General features: G+C 75.3%; 9 protein-coding genes and 1 pseudogene. All 10 read left to right on the top strand.

Annotation, left to right across the window (positions count from 1 at the left end):
• Window positions 1–5,915: non-ribosomal peptide synthetase (locus tag E1258_RS14880; RefSeq protein WP_165949771.1), on the top strand; the 5,915-nt coding region annotated here is incomplete at its 5' end.
• A gap of 106 nt (window positions 5,916–6,021) precedes the next feature.
• Window positions 6,022–7,797: a carbamoyltransferase C-terminal domain-containing protein gene (locus E1258_RS14875; RefSeq protein WP_132401000.1), complete on the top strand. Its 1,776-nt coding sequence runs from the start codon at window positions 6,022–6,024 to the stop codon at window positions 7,795–7,797.
• A complete protein-coding gene (locus tag E1258_RS14870; protein WP_132400997.1) occupies window positions 7,794–11,297 on the top strand; it encodes a non-ribosomal peptide synthetase in 3,504 nt (1,167 codons plus the stop codon). Before E1258_RS14875 ends, E1258_RS14870 begins: the two co-directional genes overlap by 4 nt.
• Entirely contained in the window at window positions 11,278–12,480 is a 1,203-nt protein-coding gene (locus E1258_RS14865; protein WP_132400994.1) for a cytochrome P450, read from the top strand. Before E1258_RS14870 ends, E1258_RS14865 begins: the two co-directional genes overlap by 20 nt.
• Window positions 12,481–13,704 carry an MFS transporter gene (locus E1258_RS14860; RefSeq protein ID WP_132400991.1) on the top strand — a complete coding sequence of 408 codons (1,224 nt, stop codon included), beginning with the start codon at window positions 12,481–12,483 and terminating at the stop codon, window positions 13,702–13,704.
• A 2-nt stretch (window positions 13,705–13,706) separates the two neighbouring features.
• Complete coding sequence (locus tag E1258_RS14855) at window positions 13,707–15,395, top strand: condensation domain-containing protein (RefSeq protein WP_243715460.1); 1,689 nt, start codon at window positions 13,707–13,709, stop codon at window positions 15,393–15,395.
• 64 nt (window positions 15,396–15,459) lie between these two features.
• A complete protein-coding gene (locus tag E1258_RS14850) occupies window positions 15,460–16,389 on the top strand; it encodes a lytic polysaccharide monooxygenase (RefSeq protein WP_132400984.1) in 930 nt (309 codons plus the stop codon).
• A gap of 179 nt (window positions 16,390–16,568) precedes the next feature.
• Window positions 16,569–18,020, top strand: coding sequence for a sigma 54-interacting transcriptional regulator (locus E1258_RS14845; protein ID WP_132400980.1), 1,452 nt, complete (start codon window positions 16,569–16,571; stop codon window positions 18,018–18,020).
• A gap of 1 nt (window position 18,021) precedes the next feature.
• On the top strand, window positions 18,022–19,974 hold the full coding sequence (locus E1258_RS14840) for a VWA domain-containing protein (RefSeq protein ID WP_132400977.1): 1,953 nt from the start codon (window positions 18,022–18,024) through the stop codon (window positions 19,972–19,974).
• Window positions 19,975–20,081: 107 nt separating this feature from the next.
• Window positions 20,082–20,356, top strand: a pseudogene (locus tag E1258_RS14835) (hypothetical protein); the annotation flags it as partial.

The raw sequence follows: 20,356 nt of genomic DNA, 5'->3' as shown, positions 1-20,356 counted from the left end.
GTCCGAAGGGCGTCGTCGTCACCCACCAGGGCGTCAGCAGCCTCGCCGCCACCCAGGCCGCCCACCTCGGCGTGGACGGACGGGCCCGGGTCCTCCAATTCGCCTCGCCCAGCTTCGACGCCTCGTTCTGGGAGCTGTGCATGGCGCTGACCTCGGGCGCCGCGCTCGTCGTGCCGACCGAGCGGCTGCTCGTCGGCGAGCCGCTCGCCGAGCTCGTCCGGGCGCACGGGGTCACCCACGCGACGCTGCCCCCGGCGGTACTCACCCAGCTCGCCGTGCAGCCGCTGCCGACCCTGCGGTCCCTGGTGCTGGCGGGCGAGGCGTGCCCCGCCGAGCTGGTGGCGCGCTGGGCGCCGGGACGCCGCATGGTCAACGCGTACGGCCCGACGGAGACGACGGTGTGCGCCACCATCAGCGCCGACCTGCGTCCCGACCGGATCGAGGCGGGGGCCGCCGTGCCCATCGGCCGCCCGGTTGGCAACTGCCAGGTGTACGTCCTCGACGACAGCCTCCGGCTGGTCCCCGCCGGCGTGGCCGGCGAGCTGTACGTGTCCGGGCGGGCGCTGGCCCGGGGCTATCTGCGCCGGGCGGCGCTGACCGCGACCCGGTTCGTCGCCGACCCGTACGCGGGGCCGGGCGAGCGCATGTACCGCACCGGCGACCTGGTCCGCTGGCGCCCCGACGGCGAGCTGGAGTTCGTCGGCCGGGTCGACGACCAGGTGAAGGTGCGGGGCCACCGGATCGAGCCCGGCGAGGTGGAGGCGGTGCTGACCCGGCACGACGCGGTCGCCCAGGCGGCGGTGGTCGTCCGCGAGGTGGGCACGGGCGGCCGGCAACTGGTCGCGTACCTGGTGGGCGCGCCGGACGGCCCCGCCCTCGACCCGGCCGCCGTGCGCGCCTTCGTCGCCGCCCACCTGCCTGAGTTCATGGTGCCGAACATCCTCGTGCCGCTGGCCGCCCTGCCGCTGACCCGCAACGGCAAGGTCGACCGGCTGGCGCTGCCCGCGCCCGACCAGGAGCCCGCGCCCGGCGACGAGCTGCCGGGCACCGCCACCGAGAAGCTGCTGTGCGACCTGTTCGCCGAGGTGCTGGGGGTGCCCACCGTCGGCGTGGGGGACAGCTTCTTCGGCCTCGGCGGCGACAGCATCTCGTCGATCCAGCTCGTGAGCCGGGCGCAGAGCGCGGGTCTGGCCATCCGGCCCCGGGACGTCGTCGCGCACCCGACCGTCGCGCGGCTGGCCGTCGTCGCCGAACTGGCCGCCGACCGGACCCGCGACGTCGCCGTCGCCCGCGCCGGCGACGGGCTGGGCGAACTGGACCCCACGCCGATCATGGAGTGGCTGCGGCAGGCCGGCGGGCCGGTGGACGGCTACTACCAGTCCATGGTGGTGCGCGTACCGGCCGGCCTCACCGAGGTGACCCTCGCCGCCGCCCTTCAGGCGGTGCTCGACCGGCACGACACGCTGCGGATGCGGCTGGACCGGCCGTCGTGCCCCGACGGCCCCTGGCGGCTCGACGTGGCGGCGCCGGGCGCCGTGCCGGCCGCCTCGATCCTGGTCCGCGTGCCCGTCGACCCGGACGAGCCGGAGCCGGCCCTGCGCGCGATCGTGGCGGAACACGCGGCGGCGGCGCAGGCCCGGCTCGCGCCACAGGCCCGGGTCATGCTCCAGGCCGTCTGGTTCGACGCCGGTCCTCAGGCCCGGGGCCGGCTGCTGCTGGCCGCCCACCACCTAGCCGTCGACGCGACCTCCTGGGGGATCCTGCTGCCGGACCTGGCCGCCGCGTGGGCGGCCGTGTCGGCGGGCGAGCGGCCCGAGCTGGCCCCGGTCTCGACGTCGTTCCGGCGGTGGTCGGGCCTGCTCGCCGAGGAGGCGACGCGACCGTCGCGCACCGCCGAGCTGGACCTGTGGCGCGGGATGCTGGCGGCACCCCCGCCGCCCATCGGCACCCGCGCACTCGACCCGGCCCGGGACACCGCCCGCACCGCCCGGTCCCTGGCCCAGACCGTCCCGGCGGACCTGTCGGCGGCCCTGCTGCGCCGCGCGCCGGATACGTTCCACGCCGGGGTCGACGAACTGCTGCTGGCCGCGCTGACCATCGCGGTCGCGTCGGGCCGGCGCGGCGGGCTGCTCGTCGACGTGGAGAGCCACGGCCGCCAGCCGTTGGCCGAGCACGTCGACGTCTCGCGCACCGTCGGCTGGTTCACCAGCCTGTTCCCGCTGCGCCTGGACCCGGCCGCCGTGGACTGGGCGGACGTGTGGGCGGCCGGGCCCGCTGTCGGAACCGTCGTCAAGCGGGTCAAGGAACAGCTCAGGGCGGTGCCCGACAACGGCATCGGGTACGGGCTGCTGCGGTACCTGAACCTGGGCACCGCCCCCGAACTGGCCCGGCTGGGACGCCCGCAGCTCGGCTTCAACTACCTCGGCCGGCTCGCGGGCGGGGCGGCCGAGGCCGACTGGACGCCCATCCCGCAGGACGCCCTCGGCGGTGACGTTGACGTGGACATGCCGCTGCCGCACGCCGTGTCGCTGAACGCCGTCACCGTGGACCTCGCCGACGGGCCGCAGCTCCGGGCCACCTGGACCTGGGCCGGCGACGCCGTGCCCGAGTCCCGCGTCCGTGAGCTGGCCGACGGGTGGCTTCGCGCCCTGCGGGTGCTGGCTGACAGCACCGCCACCCCGGCGGCGGGCCGGATACCCTCGGACTTCGACCTGGTCACGCTCGACCAGGCCGAACTCGACGCGATCGGGGCGGCGCATCCCCGCCTGACGGACCTGCTGCCGCTGGCGCCGTTGCAGGAGGGCATCCTCTACCACGCCACGTACGCGGGGGCCGGAGCGGACGTCTACACCGCCCAGCTCACGCTGGAGCTCACCGGCGCGCTGGATCCGGCGGCGCTGCGCCGCGCGGCCCAGGACCTGCTCTCCCGGCACCCGCACCTGGGCGCGGCGTTCCGGCAGCGGCTCGCCGGCCCCCCGGTGCAGGTGATCAGCGACGGTGTGGAGCTGCCCTGGCAGGAGATCGACCTGTCGGCGCTGCCCGGGGAACAGGGGGCCGCCGAGGCCGCCCGGATCGCCGACGCCGAACGCCAGCGGCGGTTCGACCCGGCCCACCCGCCGCTGCTGCGGTTCAGCCTGATCCGGCTCGACGCCGAGCGGCACCGCCTCGACTTCACCCACCACCACATCCTTCTCGACGGCTGGTCGCTGTCGCTGGTGGTGCGCGACCTCATCGCGCTGTACGAACACCACCGAGGTGCCGCCGCGCCGCAGCCACCGGTGCCGTTCCGCAGCTACCTGTCCTGGGTGGCCCGGCAGGACCGGCCGGCCGCCGAGGCGGCGTGGCGGGCGGCGCTGGCCGGGCTGGCCGAGCCGACGCTGCTCGCCGGGCCGGGCGCCGCGCACCCGACGTCGCTGCCGCACGACCTCGACGTCGAGCTGGACGGGGAGCTGACGGCGGCCCTGACCGCCCTGGCGCGGGAGCGCGGGGTGACCTTGAACACCGTGCTCCAGGCCGCCTGGGGCGTGCTGCTCGGCTACCTCACCGGCCGCGACGACGTGGTGTTCGGCACGCCCGTGGCGGGACGCCCGCCGGACCTGCCCGGCGTCGACCAGATGGTGGGGCTGTTCCTCAACACGCTGCCGGTACGGGTGCGTACCGGCCCAGGGGAGGCGTTCGGCGACCTGCTGACCCGGCTCCACGACGAGCAGTCGACCCTGGTGCCGCACCAGTACCTCGGGCTGGGAGCGGTGCAGCGGCTCGCGGGCGGCCAGGGCACCCTCTTCGACACGCTGTACGTGTTCGAGAACTACCCGGTGGCACTCGACGGCACCCCGGCCGTGGGCGAGGCACGGATCACCGCCGTCGAGGGCCGCGACGCGACCCACTACCCGCTGGCCATCGTCGTGCTGCCCGGCGCCCGGATGCGCGTACGCCTCAGCCACCAGCCGGACCTGGTCGATCCGGCGACGGCGGCGGCGGTGCTGGAGCGGCTGCGGGCGCTGCTGGGGGCGGTCGTCGCCGACCCGGACACCCCGGTGGCCCGGCTGTCGCCGCTCACCGGCGCGGAGCTGCGCCTGCTCGCCGACGCCAACGCCACGGCCCACCCGGTCGCCCGGGCCACCCTCACCGACCTGTTCGAGGCGCAGGCGCGGCGTACCCCGGACGCGGTCGCCGCCTGCTTCGGCGACGAGGAGCTGAGCTACGCCGACCTCGACGCAGCCGCCAACCGGCTGGCCCACCTGCTGATCGCTCGCGGCGCCGGCCCGGAGCGGGTGGTGGCGGTCGGACTGCCCCGCTCCACGTCCAGCCTGGTGGCGATCCTCGCCGCCCTGAAGGCGGGCGCGGCGTACCTGCCGGTCGACCCGGCCTATCCGCCCGCGCGCCGTGCGCTGATGGTCCGCGACAGCGCGGCCGTCTGCGTCGTCGCGACCCGGGAGACCGCCGGGCAGCTCATCGCGGACGGCTGTCCCGCCGACCGCTGCCTCGCGGTCGACGACCCGGCCGTGGTGGACCTGCTCGGCCGGCGGCCGGCGACCGCCCCCACCGACCGGGACCGGCACGAGCCGCTGCGCGCCGAGCATCCCGCCTACGTGATCTACACGTCCGGATCGACCGGCCGGCCCAAGGGCGTCGTCGTCCCGCACGCCGGCATCGTCAACCGGTTGCTGTGGATGCAGGACCAGTACGGGCTGACCGCCGTCGACCGGGTCGCGCACAAGACGAGCCTCAGCTTCGACGTGTCCGTGTGGGAGATGTTCTGGCCGCTGTCGACCGGCGCGACGGTCGTCGTCGCCAGCGCGGAGGACCAGCGTGACCCGGTGCGGCTGGCCCGGCTGGTCGCCCGGCGCCGGGTGACCACCGCCCACTTCGTGCCGTCGGTGCTCGCCGCCTTCCTGGCCGAGCCGGTCGCCGCGCACTGCGCCGGCCTGCGCCGGGTGATCTGTAGTGGCGAGGCGCTGGACCCGGAACTGGTCAGCCGCTTCCACGCCACCTGCGGCGCGGAGCTGCACAACCTGTACGGGCCCACCGAGGCGTCCGTGGACGTCACCCACTGGCCGGTGCCGGCCGGTGACCGGCCGGCGTCCGTACCGATCGGCCGGCCCATCTGGAACACCCGGGTGCACGTCCTGGACGGTTGCCTGCGGCCGGTCCCGCAGGGCGTGGTGGGCGACCTCTACCTGTCCGGCGCCGGCCTGGCCCGGGGCTACCTGCGCCGGCCCGCCCTGACCGCCGAGCGGTTCCTGGCCGACCCGTTCGGCGCACCCGGCGACCGGATGTACCGCACCGGCGACCGGGCGGCCTGGGACCCCGCCGGCCAGGTGGTGTTCCACGGGCGCGACGACCAGCAGGTGAAGGTGCGGGGCTTCCGCGTCGAGCTGGGCGAGATCGACGCGGCGCTGGCCCGCTGCGCGGGCGTGGCCGCGGCGGCGACGGCGGTCCGGGAGGACGTGCCGGGCATCCGCCGGGTCGTCGGCTACGTGGTGCCGACGCCGGCGACACCGTTCGATCCGGCCCGACTGCGCGACGAGCTGGCCGCGACGCTGCCGGCGTACCTGGTGCCGGCGGCGTTCGTGGAACTCGCCGCGCTGCCGCTCGCGCCGAACGGCAAGCTCGACCGCGCGGCCCTGCCCGCACCGTTGCCGACGGCCGCCGCACCCCGCTCCGGGCACGGTTTTGGGGCGGTCAGCGCCTGGCAGAAGCGGCTGTGCGAGCTGTTCGGCGAGGTGCTCGGCGTGCCCGCCGGCGTTGACGACGACTTCTTCGACCTCGGCGGGGACTCGTTGACCGCGATGCGGCTGGTGCACGGCGTCGAGGCGCTCGGCGTCGAGCTGGAGGTCCTGGAGCTGATGCTGCACCCCACCCCCGCCCAACTGGCCGCGCACCTGCCCGAGCCGGCGCCGGCCACCGAGTGACCCCGGCCGTTCGTCGGCCGCCCACCGACCCGGCCGTTCCTCGGCCACCGAGTGACCATCGGCCGTTCGTCGGCCGCCCCACCCCTGCGAACGAAGGTTGATGACAATGCTGACGCTGGGATTCAGCGGCCTCGACCGCGGCACGGCGCTCAAGCGCGCGATACTCGGCGACGGGTGGCGGCGGGAACAGCGGATCGTCCAGGGCCTGGACTCCGCGGCGGCGCTGGTCGACGAGAGCGGGGTGCTCGCCGCCGCCGCGCAGGAACGTTACGACGGCGACAAGGGCACCGGCCGCTTCCCCCGGGACGCGATCGACGCCTGCCTGCGGGCGGCCGGGGCGACGATGCGCGACGTCGAGGTCGTCGCGCACGGCTTCCGGTACGAACCGTCCCCCGTCTGGCAGCTCGACCACCTCTCGATCCGGTGGTACCAGGAGGTGTACGCGCCACGCGTCCAGCGGGACGTCTTCCGCGCCCACTATCCGCCCGCCGTCGCCGAGCCCCGGTTCACCCACGTGCGGCACCACGTGGCCCACGCCGCCAGCAGCTACTACCTCAGCGGCTTCGACGAGGCGCTGGTGGTCGTGGCCGACGGCATGGGCGAGCAGGAGTCGCTGACGGTGTTCGAGGGGCGCGGGGCGGCGCTCGACCCGTGCGGCAGCTACCCGATCATGAGTTCGCTGGGGATCCTCTACAGCGTCTTCACGCACTACCTGGGCTTCCAGCCCGGCATGGACGAGTACAAGGTGATGGGCCTGGCCCCGTACGGCGACCGGCAGCGCTACCGGGCCCCGCTCGACGAGTTCGTGCGGCTGGACCCCGACGGCGGGTTCGCCGTACCGCTGCTGTCGGCCAACAAGTCCCCGATGGAACGCGAGACGCACCAGGGCGTGCTGCGCCGGCTGGAGGAGAAGCTCGGGCCGGCTCGCGAGCCGGACGCGGAGTTGGCGCAACACCACATGGACGTGGCCGCCGCCCTTCAGGACGCGCTGGAACGGACGCTGCTGCACGTCCTGCGCGAGTACCGCCGCCGCACCGGGCTGCGCCGGCTGTGCCTGGCCGGCGGCGTCGCGCTCAACTGCTCCGCGAACGGGGTGATCCTGCGCAGCGGCCTCTTCGACGAGGTGTTCGTGCAGCCCGCCGCCGGTGACGACGGCAGCGCGCTGGGCGCGGCCTTGTTCGCGCTGCGCGAGGCGCGGCCGGCACCACCGACCGGCATGCGGATGCCGTACTGGGGGGACGGCTTCGCCGCCGCCGATGTCTCGGCGGCGCTGCGCGACCTCGGCCCGGGGTTCGAGGCCCACCGGTACGCCGAGCAGGACCTGATCCGCGAAACCGTGGGGCTGATCGAGGGCGGCGCCACGGTGGCGCTGTGCCAGGGCCGGATGGAGTTCGGACCGCGCGCCCTGGGCAACCGCAGCATCCTCGCCGACCCGCGCTCGCCGACGATGCGCGCCCACCTCAACACCGTGGTCAAGCAGCGCGAGGAGTTCCGCCCGTTCGCCCCGGCGGTGCCGGTGGAGGACGCCGCCACGTTCTTCGACATCCCGCCGGGGGCCGAGCGGGCGTTCCGGCACATGCTGATGGTCACCGCAGTGCGCGAGCCCTACCGGGACCGGTTGCCCGCCGTCACCCACGTCGACGGGTCGGCCCGGGTGCAGGTGGTGCAGCGCGAGTCCGCGCCGCTGTTCTGGGGGCTGCTGCGCCAGATGGGCCGGCGGACCGGGCTGCCGGTGCTGGTCAACACGTCGTTCAACCTGCGGGGTCAGCCCATCGTCCGTACCCCGGCCGAGGCGGTCGCCACGTTCGCCCGGTCCACGCTGGACGCGCTCGTCCTCGACGACCACCTGGTCCGGCGTACCGACGCGGGGAGGACCGCGTGAGCGTCGACAACGAGCGGGCGACAGCCGACGCCCTGCCGTACGAGGACATCGTCCGCGCCACCTTCCGCGCGGTGCTGCGACGGGAGCACGTCGACCCGGACGCCGACTTCTTCGACCTCGGTGGACAGTCCCTACAGGCCGTGGAGGTGGCGCTCGAACTGCGCCGGCGTACCGGCATCGCCGTCGACCTGGACCTGCTGTTCACCTACCGGCGGCCCGTCGACGTCGGCGCGCACCTCGCCCGGCACGCGCCGTCGGTGCGCCAGACCCCGATGTCGCCGACCGAGGAGCGGCTGCTGTTCCTGGACCGGCTGCACCCGGCCTCGCCGCTGTACTGCGTGCCGGTGCGGTACCGGTTCGACGGCGAGGTCGACGCCGAGGCTCTGCGCGCCGCGTTGCAGGACCTGGTGGACCGGCATGAGGCGCTGCGGACCTGCTTCTCGGCCGACGGCCGGCGACTGGTCCGGTCGGCCGCCACGCTGCCGTGGTCGGTCGTGGACCTCTCCGGCGAGGAGCCCGCGCGGGCCGCCGCCGAGGCCCGCCGGTACGTCGAGGCGGAGGCCCGCCGCCCGGTGCCCACCGACGTGCCGCCGCTGGCCAGGGCGTGCCTGGTCACCGAACCCGGTGACCGCGCGGTCCTGCTGCTCACCCTGCACCACCTGATCTCCGACCAGCACTCGCTGGACCTGCTCGACCGCGAGTTCCAGCAGTCGTACGGCGAGCGCGTCGGCCTGGACCGGGGCCTGCCGCCGCTGCGCCGCCGGGGACTGGCCGGCCGCCCCGACGCGGCGGCGTCGTTGGCCCACTGGCGGCATCAGCTCGCCGGGCTGGGCGGTCGGATGGCGTTGCCGGCCGACCGGGACCGGCCCGACGTGGTGGGCCCCGACGGAGAATTGGTGACCGCGCCGCTCGACCCGGCGCTGGTGGCCCGCCTCACCGAGCTGGCGGCGGCCACCTCGGCCTCCGAGTTCATGGTGCTGCTCGCCGCGTACGCGGCCTTCCTCAGCCGGGTCGCCGCGCCCGAGGGCGCGGCCCACGCGCCGGACGTCGTGGTGGGCGCGCCGCTGGGCGGGCGGACGGCGGACGACGAGCACACCGTCGGCATGTTCGTCAACGTACTGCCGATCCGGGTCCGCATCGGGGCCGACACCACCTTCCGGCTGCTCGTCGCCGAGGTACGCGGGCAGGTCAGCGCGGCGCTGGCGTACCAGTGGACGCCGTTGCAGGAGCTGGTGGCGGAGGTCGCCGCCGCGACCGGGCCGGCCGGGCACCCATTGACCCAGGTGAGCATCTCGCACGTCGACAACCGCACCTGGCACTGGGCCCCGTCCGGGGCCCCGGCCGTCCGGGACGTCCTGCCGACCGGCACCGCCAAGTACGAGCTGCTGTGGACCGTCACCACCGACGCGACGTCCGCGACGTCCGCCCTGGAGGCCGCCGGTGACCTGTTCACCCGGGGCCGGGCCGAGGAGCTGCACGGCCGGCTGCTGGCCGACCTGGCCCGGCTCGGCGCGGCCCCGGACGTGCCGATCGCGGCGGCGTTGTCCGCCCCTGCCGCGCCGGTTCCGGCCGAGCCGTCCCCTTCGGCCGAGCCGTCCCTCTCCGCCGAGCCGTCCCCGGGCCGCCCCGGCGACCGGGTGCCCGGCGGGTACATCCGCCAGATCGCCGACCGGCCGGTGCACGAGCTGGTGACGCTGCGGGCGCGGGCCCACCCGGAGGCGATCGCCGTGCGGCACGGCGACCGGAGCCTCAGCTACGGCGCGCTGGACGCCGCCGCCGCCGGGCTCGCGCGGCGCCTCGTCGAGGCCGGCGTACGGGCGGGGGAGCGGGTCGCGGTCGCCGCCGAGCGGGGCGCGGACGCGGTGACCGCGTTCCTGGCCGTGCTGCGCGCCGGGGCGGCGTACGTGCCCGTCGACGTGGCCCAGCCGCCCGCCCGCAGCCGGACCATCGTGCGGGACAGCGGCGTGCGGCTCGCGCTGTGCGAGCGGGGCGCCGAGGAGCACGTGCCGGCCGGGGTGCCGACGATCGAGCTGGCCGCTGCGCTGGCCGGGGCCACCGACGCGCCCGCGCCGCCGCAGGTCGCCGTGACGGTACGGCATCCCGCGTACGTCATGTACACCTCCGGCTCCACGGGTACGCCGAAGGGGGTGGTGATCCCGCACGAGGCGATCCTGCGGCTGGTGCCGCGCTCCAACTTCCTGCGGTTGCACCCGCAGGACGTCGTCGCGCACCTGTCGAACGTCGCCTTCGACGCGGCCACCCTGGAGATCTGGGGCGCGTTGTGCGCGGGCGCGACGCTGGTGGTGGTGCCCCGCGAGGTCGCCCTGTCCCCGTACCGGATGGGGCGGTTCCTCGCCGAGACCGGCGTGAGCGTCATGTTCACCACGAACGCGCTGCTCAACGCGATCGTCGCGCACGTCGCCGACGCGTTCGCCGGCCTGCGGGTGCTGCTCATCGGCGGCGACCAGTACGCGCTGGAGCAGGTGCGGCGAATGCTGGCCGCCGGCGCGCCCCGGCACCTCGTCAACGCGTACGGGCCGACGGAGAACACCACCTTCTCCGCCGCGCACGAGGTCAGCCCCGCCGACCTGGACCGGGGCGTCATCCCGATCGGCGGGGCCATCGACGGCACGTGCCTGCGGGTGCTCGACGACCGGCTGGCCCCCGTCGCGGCGGGCGACACCGGTGAGCTGTACGTCGGCGGTCAGGGGCTCGCCGACGGCTACGTGGGCGACCCGCGCCGCACCTGCGCGGCGTTCGTCGCGGACCCGTTCGCCGCCGAGCCCGGCCAACGGCTCTACCGCACCGGTGATCTGGTACGGCTGCTACCCGACGGCGGTGTCGTGTTCCTGGGCCGCCGCGACGACCAGGTCAAGATCAGCGGGTTCCGGGTCGAGATCGGCGAGGTGGAACGGGTCCTCGGCGACTGCCCGGGGGTGGGCGACTGTGCGGTCCTGGCGGTCACCGACGCGGGCCCCGTGGAGCTGGTCGCCGTCCTGACGGGCCCGGCCGACCCGGGCGAGGTGCGGGAGTTCCTGCGGGCCAACCTGCCGGCGTACATGGTGCCGGCGCGGTGCCACCGGGTGCGGCGGCTGCCGACGACGAACAACGGCAAGGTGGACCGGCGGGCGCTGCTGGCCACGCTCGGCCGCGACGCGGACCCGGACGGGCCCGCCCCGTCGACCAATTCACCCGCGCCCGACGGCTCGCCCCTTTCCGGCGGGGCGCTGCCGGCCGACCCGGTCTCCGCCGGCCTCGCCGACATCTGGCGCGACCTGCTGGGGGTCGCCGACGTCGGCGCGGACAGCCACTTCTTCGCGCTGGGCGGCACCTCGATCAAGGCCCTGCACCTCGTCGGCGCCGTGCACCGCCGGTTCGGCGTCGACCTGCGGATCGTCACCGTGTTCCGGCGGCCGTCCTTCGCCGACCTGGCCGGGGAGATCACCGAGCTGGTCCGGACGGAGCGGAGGGGAAGCGGCGATGGACCTGGGCGACCCTGACCTGTACCTCGACCCGGGCCGGTTCACCCGCTGGCGCGGGTACGCCGCCGCGGACGCCGTGCTGTGGAGCGAGGCCGGCACGTCACCGAGCGGATTCTGGTCGGTGTTCTCGCTGGCCGGCTGCCGCGCGGTCCTGGCACCGAAGGCCCCGTTCACCTCCGAGTACGGGATGATGATCGGGTTCGACCGCGACCACCCCGACAAGGCCGGCGGCGGAATGCTGGTGGTCGCCGACGGCCCCCAGCACGGCCGGCTGCGCAGCGTGATCATGCCGTACCTGTCCAGGGCGATGGCCGAGTCCTTGGACGACATCGTCCGGCAGGAGGTGCGCCGGCTCGTCGCGGACGCCGTGTCGGCCGGCGGCATCGACGTCGCCGCCTCGCTCGGGCCGGTGATCCCGGCGAGCGTCGTCTGCCGGATCCTGGGCGTGCCGGCTGCCGACCGCGACATGCTCATCGAGCTGACCAGCCACGCCTTCGGCGGCGCGGACAGCGCCTTCGAAACGATGCCGCCGGAGGCGGCCCACTCGGAGATGATCCTCTACCTCGCCGACCTGGTGGCCGACCGGCGGCGCAGCCCGGGCGACGACCTGATCAGCGCGCTGGCCGGCGACAGCCGCTTCGACCTGCGCGAGGTGCTCCTCAACTGCGACAACGTTCTCGTCGGCGGCAACGAGACGACGCGGCACGCGATCGCCGGCTGCTTCCACGCGCTGGCCACGGCGTCGGGGACCCTCGACGGCCTGCGGGCCGATCCGAACCTCGTCGAACCGGTCGTCGAGGAGGTCATCCGGTGGACGTCACCCGCGATGCACGTGCTGCGGGTCGCCACCGAGGACGTCGACCTGCCCGGTCAGCGGGTGTCGACGGGCGAGGCGGTCGTGGCCTGGCTGCCGGCGGCCAACCGCGACCCGCGGCACTTCGAGGCCGCCGACGAGTTCCTCCCCGGCCGCCCGGTCAGACACCTGGGCTTCGGGTACGGCCCACACCACTGCCTCGGCGCGGCGCTGGCCCGGCTGGAACTGCGGGCGCTGCTCCTCGCGCTGGCCGAGTTCGCGGGGTCGGTGGCCGTACTCGGACAGCCGGTGCCACTGCGGTCCAACCTGGTCCACGGCTATCGCCACCTGCAGGTGCGGCTGGAGCCGGTCGGCCGCGCCACCAACCACCGAGAGGCGCTGAGTTGAGTGACCGCATTCAGGGACCGCCGGTTTCGGCGGCTGTACGTCGGCGACGCCCTGTCGGGCTTCGGGGACACCGCGCTGCTGCTGGCCCTCGGCATCTGGGTCAAGGATCTCACCGGCAGCAACTCGGCCGCCGGCGTGGTGTTCCTGGCCATGGGCCTGCCGGTGCTGTTCGCCCCGCTGGCCGGGCGGCAGATCGACCGGGTACGCCGCAAGACGCTGCTGATGGTCACGAACGGCATCGCCGGGCTGGTGGTGCTGGCGCTGCTCGGAGTGCGCAGCGCCGAGGACACCTGGATCATCTACGCCGTCGCCGTCGTGCACGGCTGCGTCGCCACGGTGCTCGCGGCGGGGCGCAACGCCCTGCTCAAGGACCTGCTGCCCGACCGTGACCTGCCGTCGGCCAACGCGGCGTTCGGCACGCTGTTCGGCTTCACCCGCATCCTCGCCCCGCTGGTCGGCTCCGGCATCTACGCCGCGTTCGGCGGCCACCTGCTGGCGTTGATCGACGCGCTGACCTTCCTCGCCGCCATCACCGCGCTCGCCTCCGTACGCGTCGCCGAGTCGCCGCCGGAACCCACCGGCGAACGGTTCGGCACGGAGCTGCTCGCCGGCCTGCGCCACATCCGGTCGGTCCCGCTGCTGTCCCAGGTCACCCTGGTCAGCGCCGTCGCGTTCGGGGCGGTGGGCTTCCTGGAGCCGATCATCTTCGTGGTGGTCGAGGACGGGCTGCACCGGCCGGCGGCGTTCTTCGGGGTGATCGTCAGCGTCCAGGGCATCGGCTCCATCGCCGCCGGGTTCACCGGCGCGTGGCTGCTGCGTCGCGTCGGCGAGGCCCGGGCCATCGGCGGCGCGCTGATCGGCCTCGGGATCGGCTGCGCCGCCCTGGCCGTCGGCGCGACCCCGGTCGTGCTGGGCGGGGCGATCGGGATCGGGCTCGCGGTCACCTGGTTCTCGATCGGCTGGAACACCCTGTTGCAGCGGCACACGCCCTCGCGGCTGCTGGGTCGGGTCTTCACCACGGCGGGGATGCTGGTGACTGTCCCGCAGACGGCGTGCATCGGGATGGCCGCGGTCCTCATCGGCGTCGTGGACTACCGCGTCCTGCTGGCCGTCCTGTCGCTGGTGATCCTGCTGTCCGGGCTGCGGTTGCTGACCCGCCCGAAGCCGACGCCCGGGCCCGCCGAGGCGAAGCCCGACCAGACCGAGCTGGGGGTGGCCCCGTGACCATGGCAGAGACCTCGACCGCCCGCCGGACGGTGCGGGTGCCCTTCGCGGGGGAGCGCGCGGGCCGCTGGCCGATGCCCCACGGGCAGAGCAACGTCTTCGACTGGATGCCGCACGAGGGCACCGGCGCGGTGTTCGCCGTCCACGCCGACCTCCCCGCCGGCCGCACCGTCGACGACGTGCTCGAAGCCGTCGGCGCGCTGGTGTCCCGCCACGAGGGGCTGCGGACGGTCTACGAGGTGGGCCCCGGCGTCGAGCGGGCCCAGGTGGTGTCCCGGTCCGGTGTGGTCGACGTGACGCTGCTCGAACTCGGGCCGCAGGCGCGCGACCGCACCTGGATCACCGATCCGCCCCGCCCGTTCGACCACGGCGTCGACTTTCCCGTCCGGGTGGCGGTGGCGACCGACGCCGGGGTGCCCGTGCGTGCCGTCTTCGAGTTCTCCCACGCCGTCGCCGACCTGGTGGCGGCGAACGTCGTGCTGGACGAGTTCGTCGGGCTCGTCGCGTCGCCCGCCGGCCGCGCGGCGGCCCCGCCGGCCTGGCAGCCCGCCGACCAGGCCGAGTACGAGCGGACCCCCGAGGCCCGCCGGCGGATGACGAGGACGCTCGACTACTGGCGCAGGCAGCTGCACACCCTCCCGCCCTGCCTCGTCTCCACCCCGGCCCGCCGGCAGGGGCCGCCGGAGCACCGGCTCGCGACGCTGCGCTCCACCCCCGTCGCCGAGGCCCTCGCCGAGATCGCCAAGCGGGCCAGGGTCACCCCGGCCAGCGTCCTCGTCGCCACCACGGCGACGCTGCTGTGCTGGTGGACCGACACCGAGCGGGCGGTGCTGGAGGCCCTCTACAGCAACCGCGCGCTGCCCCGCATGCAGCATTTCGTCGGCAGCATCGCGCAGAGCGCGCTGGTCCCGTTCGCGCCGGCCCCCTCGTTCCACGAGACCCTGCGGCAGACGCACCTCAACATCTTCAACGCCTACCAGTACGCCTACTTCGACGCGACCGCCGTGGAGGAGCTGGTCCAGTCGATCGGCGCCCAGCGGGGCTGCCAGCGGCACCGGGACCTGGTGATCAACGACATGAGCACCAGCCGGGGCGGCGTCTTCGACGGGCGGGCGGGGGTGCCGGTGCCCGGCACCGAGGTGGAGAGCGGCCTGGAGACGAAGAGCACCGGCCCGGTGCAGCTCGTCATCCTGGCAACCCGGCCCACCGTCGTGGTCGGCCTCACCCACGACGTACGGCACGTCACCACCGACGAGGCGGCGGAGCTGCTGTGGTCGATGGAGCGGATCCTGCTGACGGCGGCGGAGCGGGACATCGACTACGACCGGCTCGGTGACCTCGTCGGACTCGACCGGGTCGAGCGCGGCGACAACTGGGTGGAGATCGACTCAGCCTGGATCGACCTCACCCTCAGCGAGCGGGTGCTCCGGGAGGCGACCGGCGACCCGTACGCCAAGGTCGTCCTGCGGGACGGGCCGGTCGGCACCCGGTCGCTCGTCGGGTACGCCGCCCCGGCCGACCCGCGCATGGGCCCGCGCGACGCGCACAAGGCGATCATGGCGACGCTCGGCGGCCGGCACGGCGCGACCGCCCCCGACTCGTACGTCCTCTGCGCGTACCCGCCCCGTCGACCCGAGGACCCGGCCGCCTGGCAGGCGCACCCGTTCCGCGCGGCGGGCACGGGCAGGTAACGCCGGGCCGCCCGTCGAACCTTTGCCGCCCCGCGTCCGTACCAGTGCGCGGGAGGTCGACACCATGGCCGTACGCCGCATGTTCGCCGCCGTCGCGGTCGTCGCCGCGACCGTGGCGCTCGCCGCGCCGCCGGCGTACGCCCACGGGGCCCCCACTGACCCGCTGAGCCGCGCCGCCGCGTGCCGGCCCGGCGGCCCCCACGCCGCGACCCCCGCCTGTCGGGCTGCCGTGTCGGCCGGTGCGGCGGTCCGCGAGTGGGACAACATCCGGGTGGCCCGCATCGACGGGCGGGACCGGGAACGTATCCCCGACGGGGAGCTGTGCAGCGGCGGGCTGTCGGCGTACCGGGGGCTGGACCTGGCGCGGTTTGACTGGCCGGCGACCGAGCTGACGGCGGGCGCGCGGTTCACCTTCCGGTACCGCACGACGATTCCGCACCGGGGCACGTTCCGGCTCTACTCGACCGTCGACGGCTACGACCCACGGCAGCGACTGACCTGGGTGGACCTGGAGGCCGAGCCGTTCCTGGCGGCCACCGACCCGCCGTTGCGGGACGGGGCGTACCAGATGGCGGGGCGGTTGCCGGCCGGCAAGACCGGGCGGCACCTCATCTACACGATCTGGCAGAACTCCGACACCCAGGACACGTACTACTCCTGCTCCGACGTGGTCTACCGCGCCCCGGCGACGACCATCGCCGCGCTGCCCGGGCAGACGGAGCCGGCCGACACCCCCCGGGTGCTGGGTGCCGACGCGGAAACGCTGGGCGCGGCCGCCTCCTCGGAGGCGACCGTCGAGGGCGCGGCCGGGGTGCCGGTGGCCTCGGTGAGCCGGCTCGGCCCTGGCGGGTGGCCGGTGGCGGCCGGCGCCGCCGCAGTGCTCGTCGTGCTGCTGACCGCCCTGGTCGTACGGCTGCGCCGGCCCGCCACCCCGCCACCCGGCCGGCCGTGCGGAGTGCGCAACCACCGCGCCGGCCGTCGCCGGGTCTGGTGACGCCGCCGGGCCGGTCGCGCCGCCGGCCGGGCCGGTCGTCACGCCCCGACCCTATCTCCGGGCCGGTGGCCGGGGCCGCACCCACTGCTCGACGCGTTAGGAGGGGGCCCTTCCTCTACCGAAAGAGTCAACAAGGTGCCCTTCCTTGTCATGGGGTGAAGCGCGCTAGCGTTGGTCGGGTGACTGAGCCCAACCAGGTTCTCCCGGTCCCGCCCGCCGACCTGCCCGCCACCCTCGGCGCGCTGCGGGCCACCGGGCACCACTACCGCACGGTCAAGCAGGAACTCCGCGACAACCTCCTCACCCGGCTGCGCGCGGGCGGGGACCGTTTCCCCGGCATCGTCGGGTACGACGACACGGTGCTGCCCGAGGTCGAGCGGGCGCTGCTCGCCGGCCACGACATGGTGCTGCTCGGCGAGCGCGGACAGGGCAAGACCCGGCTGATCCGCTCCCTGGTGGCGCTGCTCGACGAGTGGACCCCGGTCATCGCCGGGTCGGTGCTCAACGAACACCCGATGCACCCGCTCACCCCCGCGTCCCGCGCCCTGGTCGCCGAGGCCGGGGACGACCTCCCGGTCGCCTGGCTGCACCGCAGCATGCGGTACGGCGAGAAGCTGGCCACCCCCGACACCAGCGTCGGCGACCTGATCGGCGACGTCGACCCGATCCGGATCGCCCAGGGGCGCACCCTCGGCGACCCGGAGACGATCCACTTCGGGCTGGTGCCGCGCACCAACCGGGGCATCTTTGCCGTCAACGAGCTGCCCGACCTGGCCGAACGCATTCAGGTGGCGCTGCTCAACGTGCTGGAGGAGCGCGACATCCAGGTCCGCGGCTACCAGCTTCGGCTGCCGCTGGACCTGCTCCTGGTGGCCAGCGCCAACCCGGAGGACTACACCAACCGGGGCCGGATCATCACCCCGCTCAAGGACCGGTTCGGCGCGGAGATCCACACCCACTACCCGCTCGGCCTGGAGCTGGAGCTGGCCCTCATCCGGCAGGAGGCCGACCTGGTCGCCGAGGTGCCGGAGCACGTGCTGGAGGTGCTGGCCCGGTTCGCCCGCGTGGTGCGCGACTCCCCGTCGGTCGACCAGCGCTCCGGCGTCTCGGCCCGCTTCGCGATCGCCGCCGCCGAAACCGTCGCCGCCGCCGCGCTGCGCCGTTCCGGCCTGCTCGCGGCCGGCTCCGCCGACGGGGTACGCCCCGAGGCGCCCGTCGCCCGGGTCGGCGACGCGGTGTCGGTGACCTCCACCCTGCGCGGCAAGGTCGAGTTCGAGAGCGGCGAGGACGGGCGGGAGGTCGAGATCCTCGCCCACCTGCTGCGTACCGCGACCGCCGACGCGTTCCGGGCCCGGCTCGCCGGGCTGGACCTGTCCGGCTTCACCGCGCTGGTGGACGACGGCCGGGTCGTCGAGACCGGCGAGTTGGTCTCCTCGGCCGAGCTGCTGCGCCAGGTCGGCACCGTTCCCGGGCTGGCCAAGGCGCTCGACCGGATCGGGCTGGGCGGCGCGCCGACGCCGGAGCAGGCGGCGGCCGGTGTCGAGTTCGTGCTGGAGGGGCTGCACCTGACCCGCCGGCTGGGCAAGGACGTCACCGACGCCGGGCGAACCGTCTACGGCGGCCGGGGCTGAGGTGACCGGCAACCGGTTCCGGTACGGCCAGTGGCGCGGCGGCCCCGACCCGCTCGCTCCGCCGTACGACGTGCGGGCGGCCGTCGACTCCGTCGGCGCCGAGGTGCTGGCCGGCGGCAACCTCCGTGAGGCGCTGCGCAATCTGCTGCGACGCGGCCCGCAGGGGCGAAACGGCCTGGACGACCTCGCCGCCCGGGCCCGCCGGCTGCGCCGCGACGCGCTGCGCCGGGGCGACCTGGACGGCGCGGTGACCCGGGCCCGGGCGCTGCTCGACCAGGCCCTCGCGGCCGAACGGGACGCGCTGCGCGGGCGCGACGACGAGGCGGCCCGCTTCGCCGAGGCGGTGCTGGACGACCTGCCCCGCTCCACCGCCCGCGCGGTGCGGGAGTTGGAGGGCTACGAGTGGGCCAGCGACGAGGCCCGGCAGGCGTACCGGCGGATCCTCGACGGGCTACGCGGCGACGTGCTGGAGCAGCGCTTCGCCGGGCTGCGCGACGCGGCGCGGGCCGCCGCCGACCCGGAAGTCCAGCGGCAGCTCGCGAAGATGATGCGCGACCTCAACGACCTGCTGGACCGGCACGCCCGCTCGGAGGACACCACCGACGCGTTCGCCGAGTTCATGCGCCGCCACGGCGAGTTCTTCCCGGAGCGGCCGAGGAACGTCGACGAGCTGGTCGACGTGTTGGCCCGGCGGGCGGCGGCCGGGGAGCGGCTGATGCGGTCGCTGTCGGAGCGGCAGCGCGAGGAACTGGCGGGGCTGATGCGCCAGTCCCTCGGCGACCGGCTGGCCGGTGAGCTGTCGGCGCTGGACGCGAACCTGCGGGCGCTGCGTCCCGACCTGCACCGGGGCGGGGGCGAGCGGGTCCGTGGCGAGCAGCCGCTGGGCTACGGCGAGGCGGCCCGCGCGCTCGGCGAGATCGCCGAGCTGGACGAGCTGCTCGACGCCCTGGACCAGGACCACCCCGGCGCCACCATGGACGACGTGGACGTCGACGCGGTGGCCCGGACGCTGGGCCGCGACGCCGCCGACGACGTGCGCCGGCTGCGGGAGCTGGAGCGGGAGCTGCGCCGGCAGGGCTGGGTGACCCGGGACGCCGACGGGCTGACGTTGAGTCCCAAGGCGCTGCGCCGGCTCGCCGGCACCGCGCTGCGCCAGGTCTTCGCCGACCTGACCGCCGGGCCGCGCGGCCAGCACGACCTGCGTTCCGCGGGCGCGGCCGGCGAGGTCAGCGGGGCGTCGCGGCAGTGGCAGTACGGCGACGAGCAGCCGATCGACGTGGTGCGCACCCTCCACCGGGCGGTCCGCCGGGCCGGGCCCTCGGTGCCGGTCCAGCTCGCCGTCGAGGACTTCGAGGTGGCGGAGACCGAGCGCCGGGCGTCGGCGGCGGTGGCGTTGTGCGTGGACCTGTCGTACTCGATGATCTCGCAGGGGCGGTGGGGGCCGATGAAGCAGACCGCGCTGGCCCTGTCCCACCTGATGGCGACCCGGTTCCCGCAGGACGCGCTCCAGATCATCGGGTTCGGCCGGCAGGCCGCGCCGCTGACGCAGGCGGAGCTGGCGGCCGTGGAGCCGGACCTGGAACAGGGCACCAACCTTCAGCACGCGTTGCGGCTGGCGGGGCGGCACCTGCGCCGGCACCCGGGCGCGGAGCCGGTGGTCCTCGTGGTCACCGACGGCGAACCCACCGCCCACCTCGACCCGGACGACGGCGAGGCGTACTTCCACTGGCCGCCGCTGCCGGAGACGATCGAGGCGACGATCCGGGAGGTGGACCGGCTGACCCGGGCCGGCGCCATGCTCAACCTGTTCATGCTGGGCGACGATCCCGGCCTGCGCCGCTTCGTCGACGCGGTGGCCCGGCGCTGCCGGGGCCGGATGTTCACCCCCGACCTCGACGACCTCGGCGAGTACGTGGTCAGCGACTACCTGCGCGCCCGCCGGGGCCGCCGCTGACGTCAGGCCACGGGCCGGGCCGGCTCCAGGGCGGTCCGGCCCCGTCCGGGTGAACCGGTCGTGGTCGTGCTGCCCGGCCGGCCCGGCGCCGGGGTTGACTGGAGGCCATGGACAGCGCGGGTTTGCGGCGGGCGTACGAGGAGGTGCTCGCCGAGGTGACCGCCGGCGGGTTCGAGCCGCCCGGCGACGGTGAGCTGAGCGCCGAGCAGATCGTGGCGCACCTGGTAGCCAACGATGAGCTGATGAGCGAGGCCACCGAGGCGGTGCTCGCCGGTTCGCCGTTCGCGTACTACGACCTGGACGCCGTCCACCGGCCGCAGCTCGATGCCCTGATCGCCGAGTGCGCCGGTTCGGCCGGGGGCACCGGGGCGGTCGCGGGCCG

Source organism: Micromonospora sp. KC207 (assembly GCF_004348615.1).
In the GTDB taxonomy this organism is placed as follows: domain Bacteria; phylum Actinomycetota; class Actinomycetes; order Mycobacteriales; family Micromonosporaceae; genus Micromonospora.
This window is presented reverse-complemented; position numbering and strand designations above follow the sequence as displayed.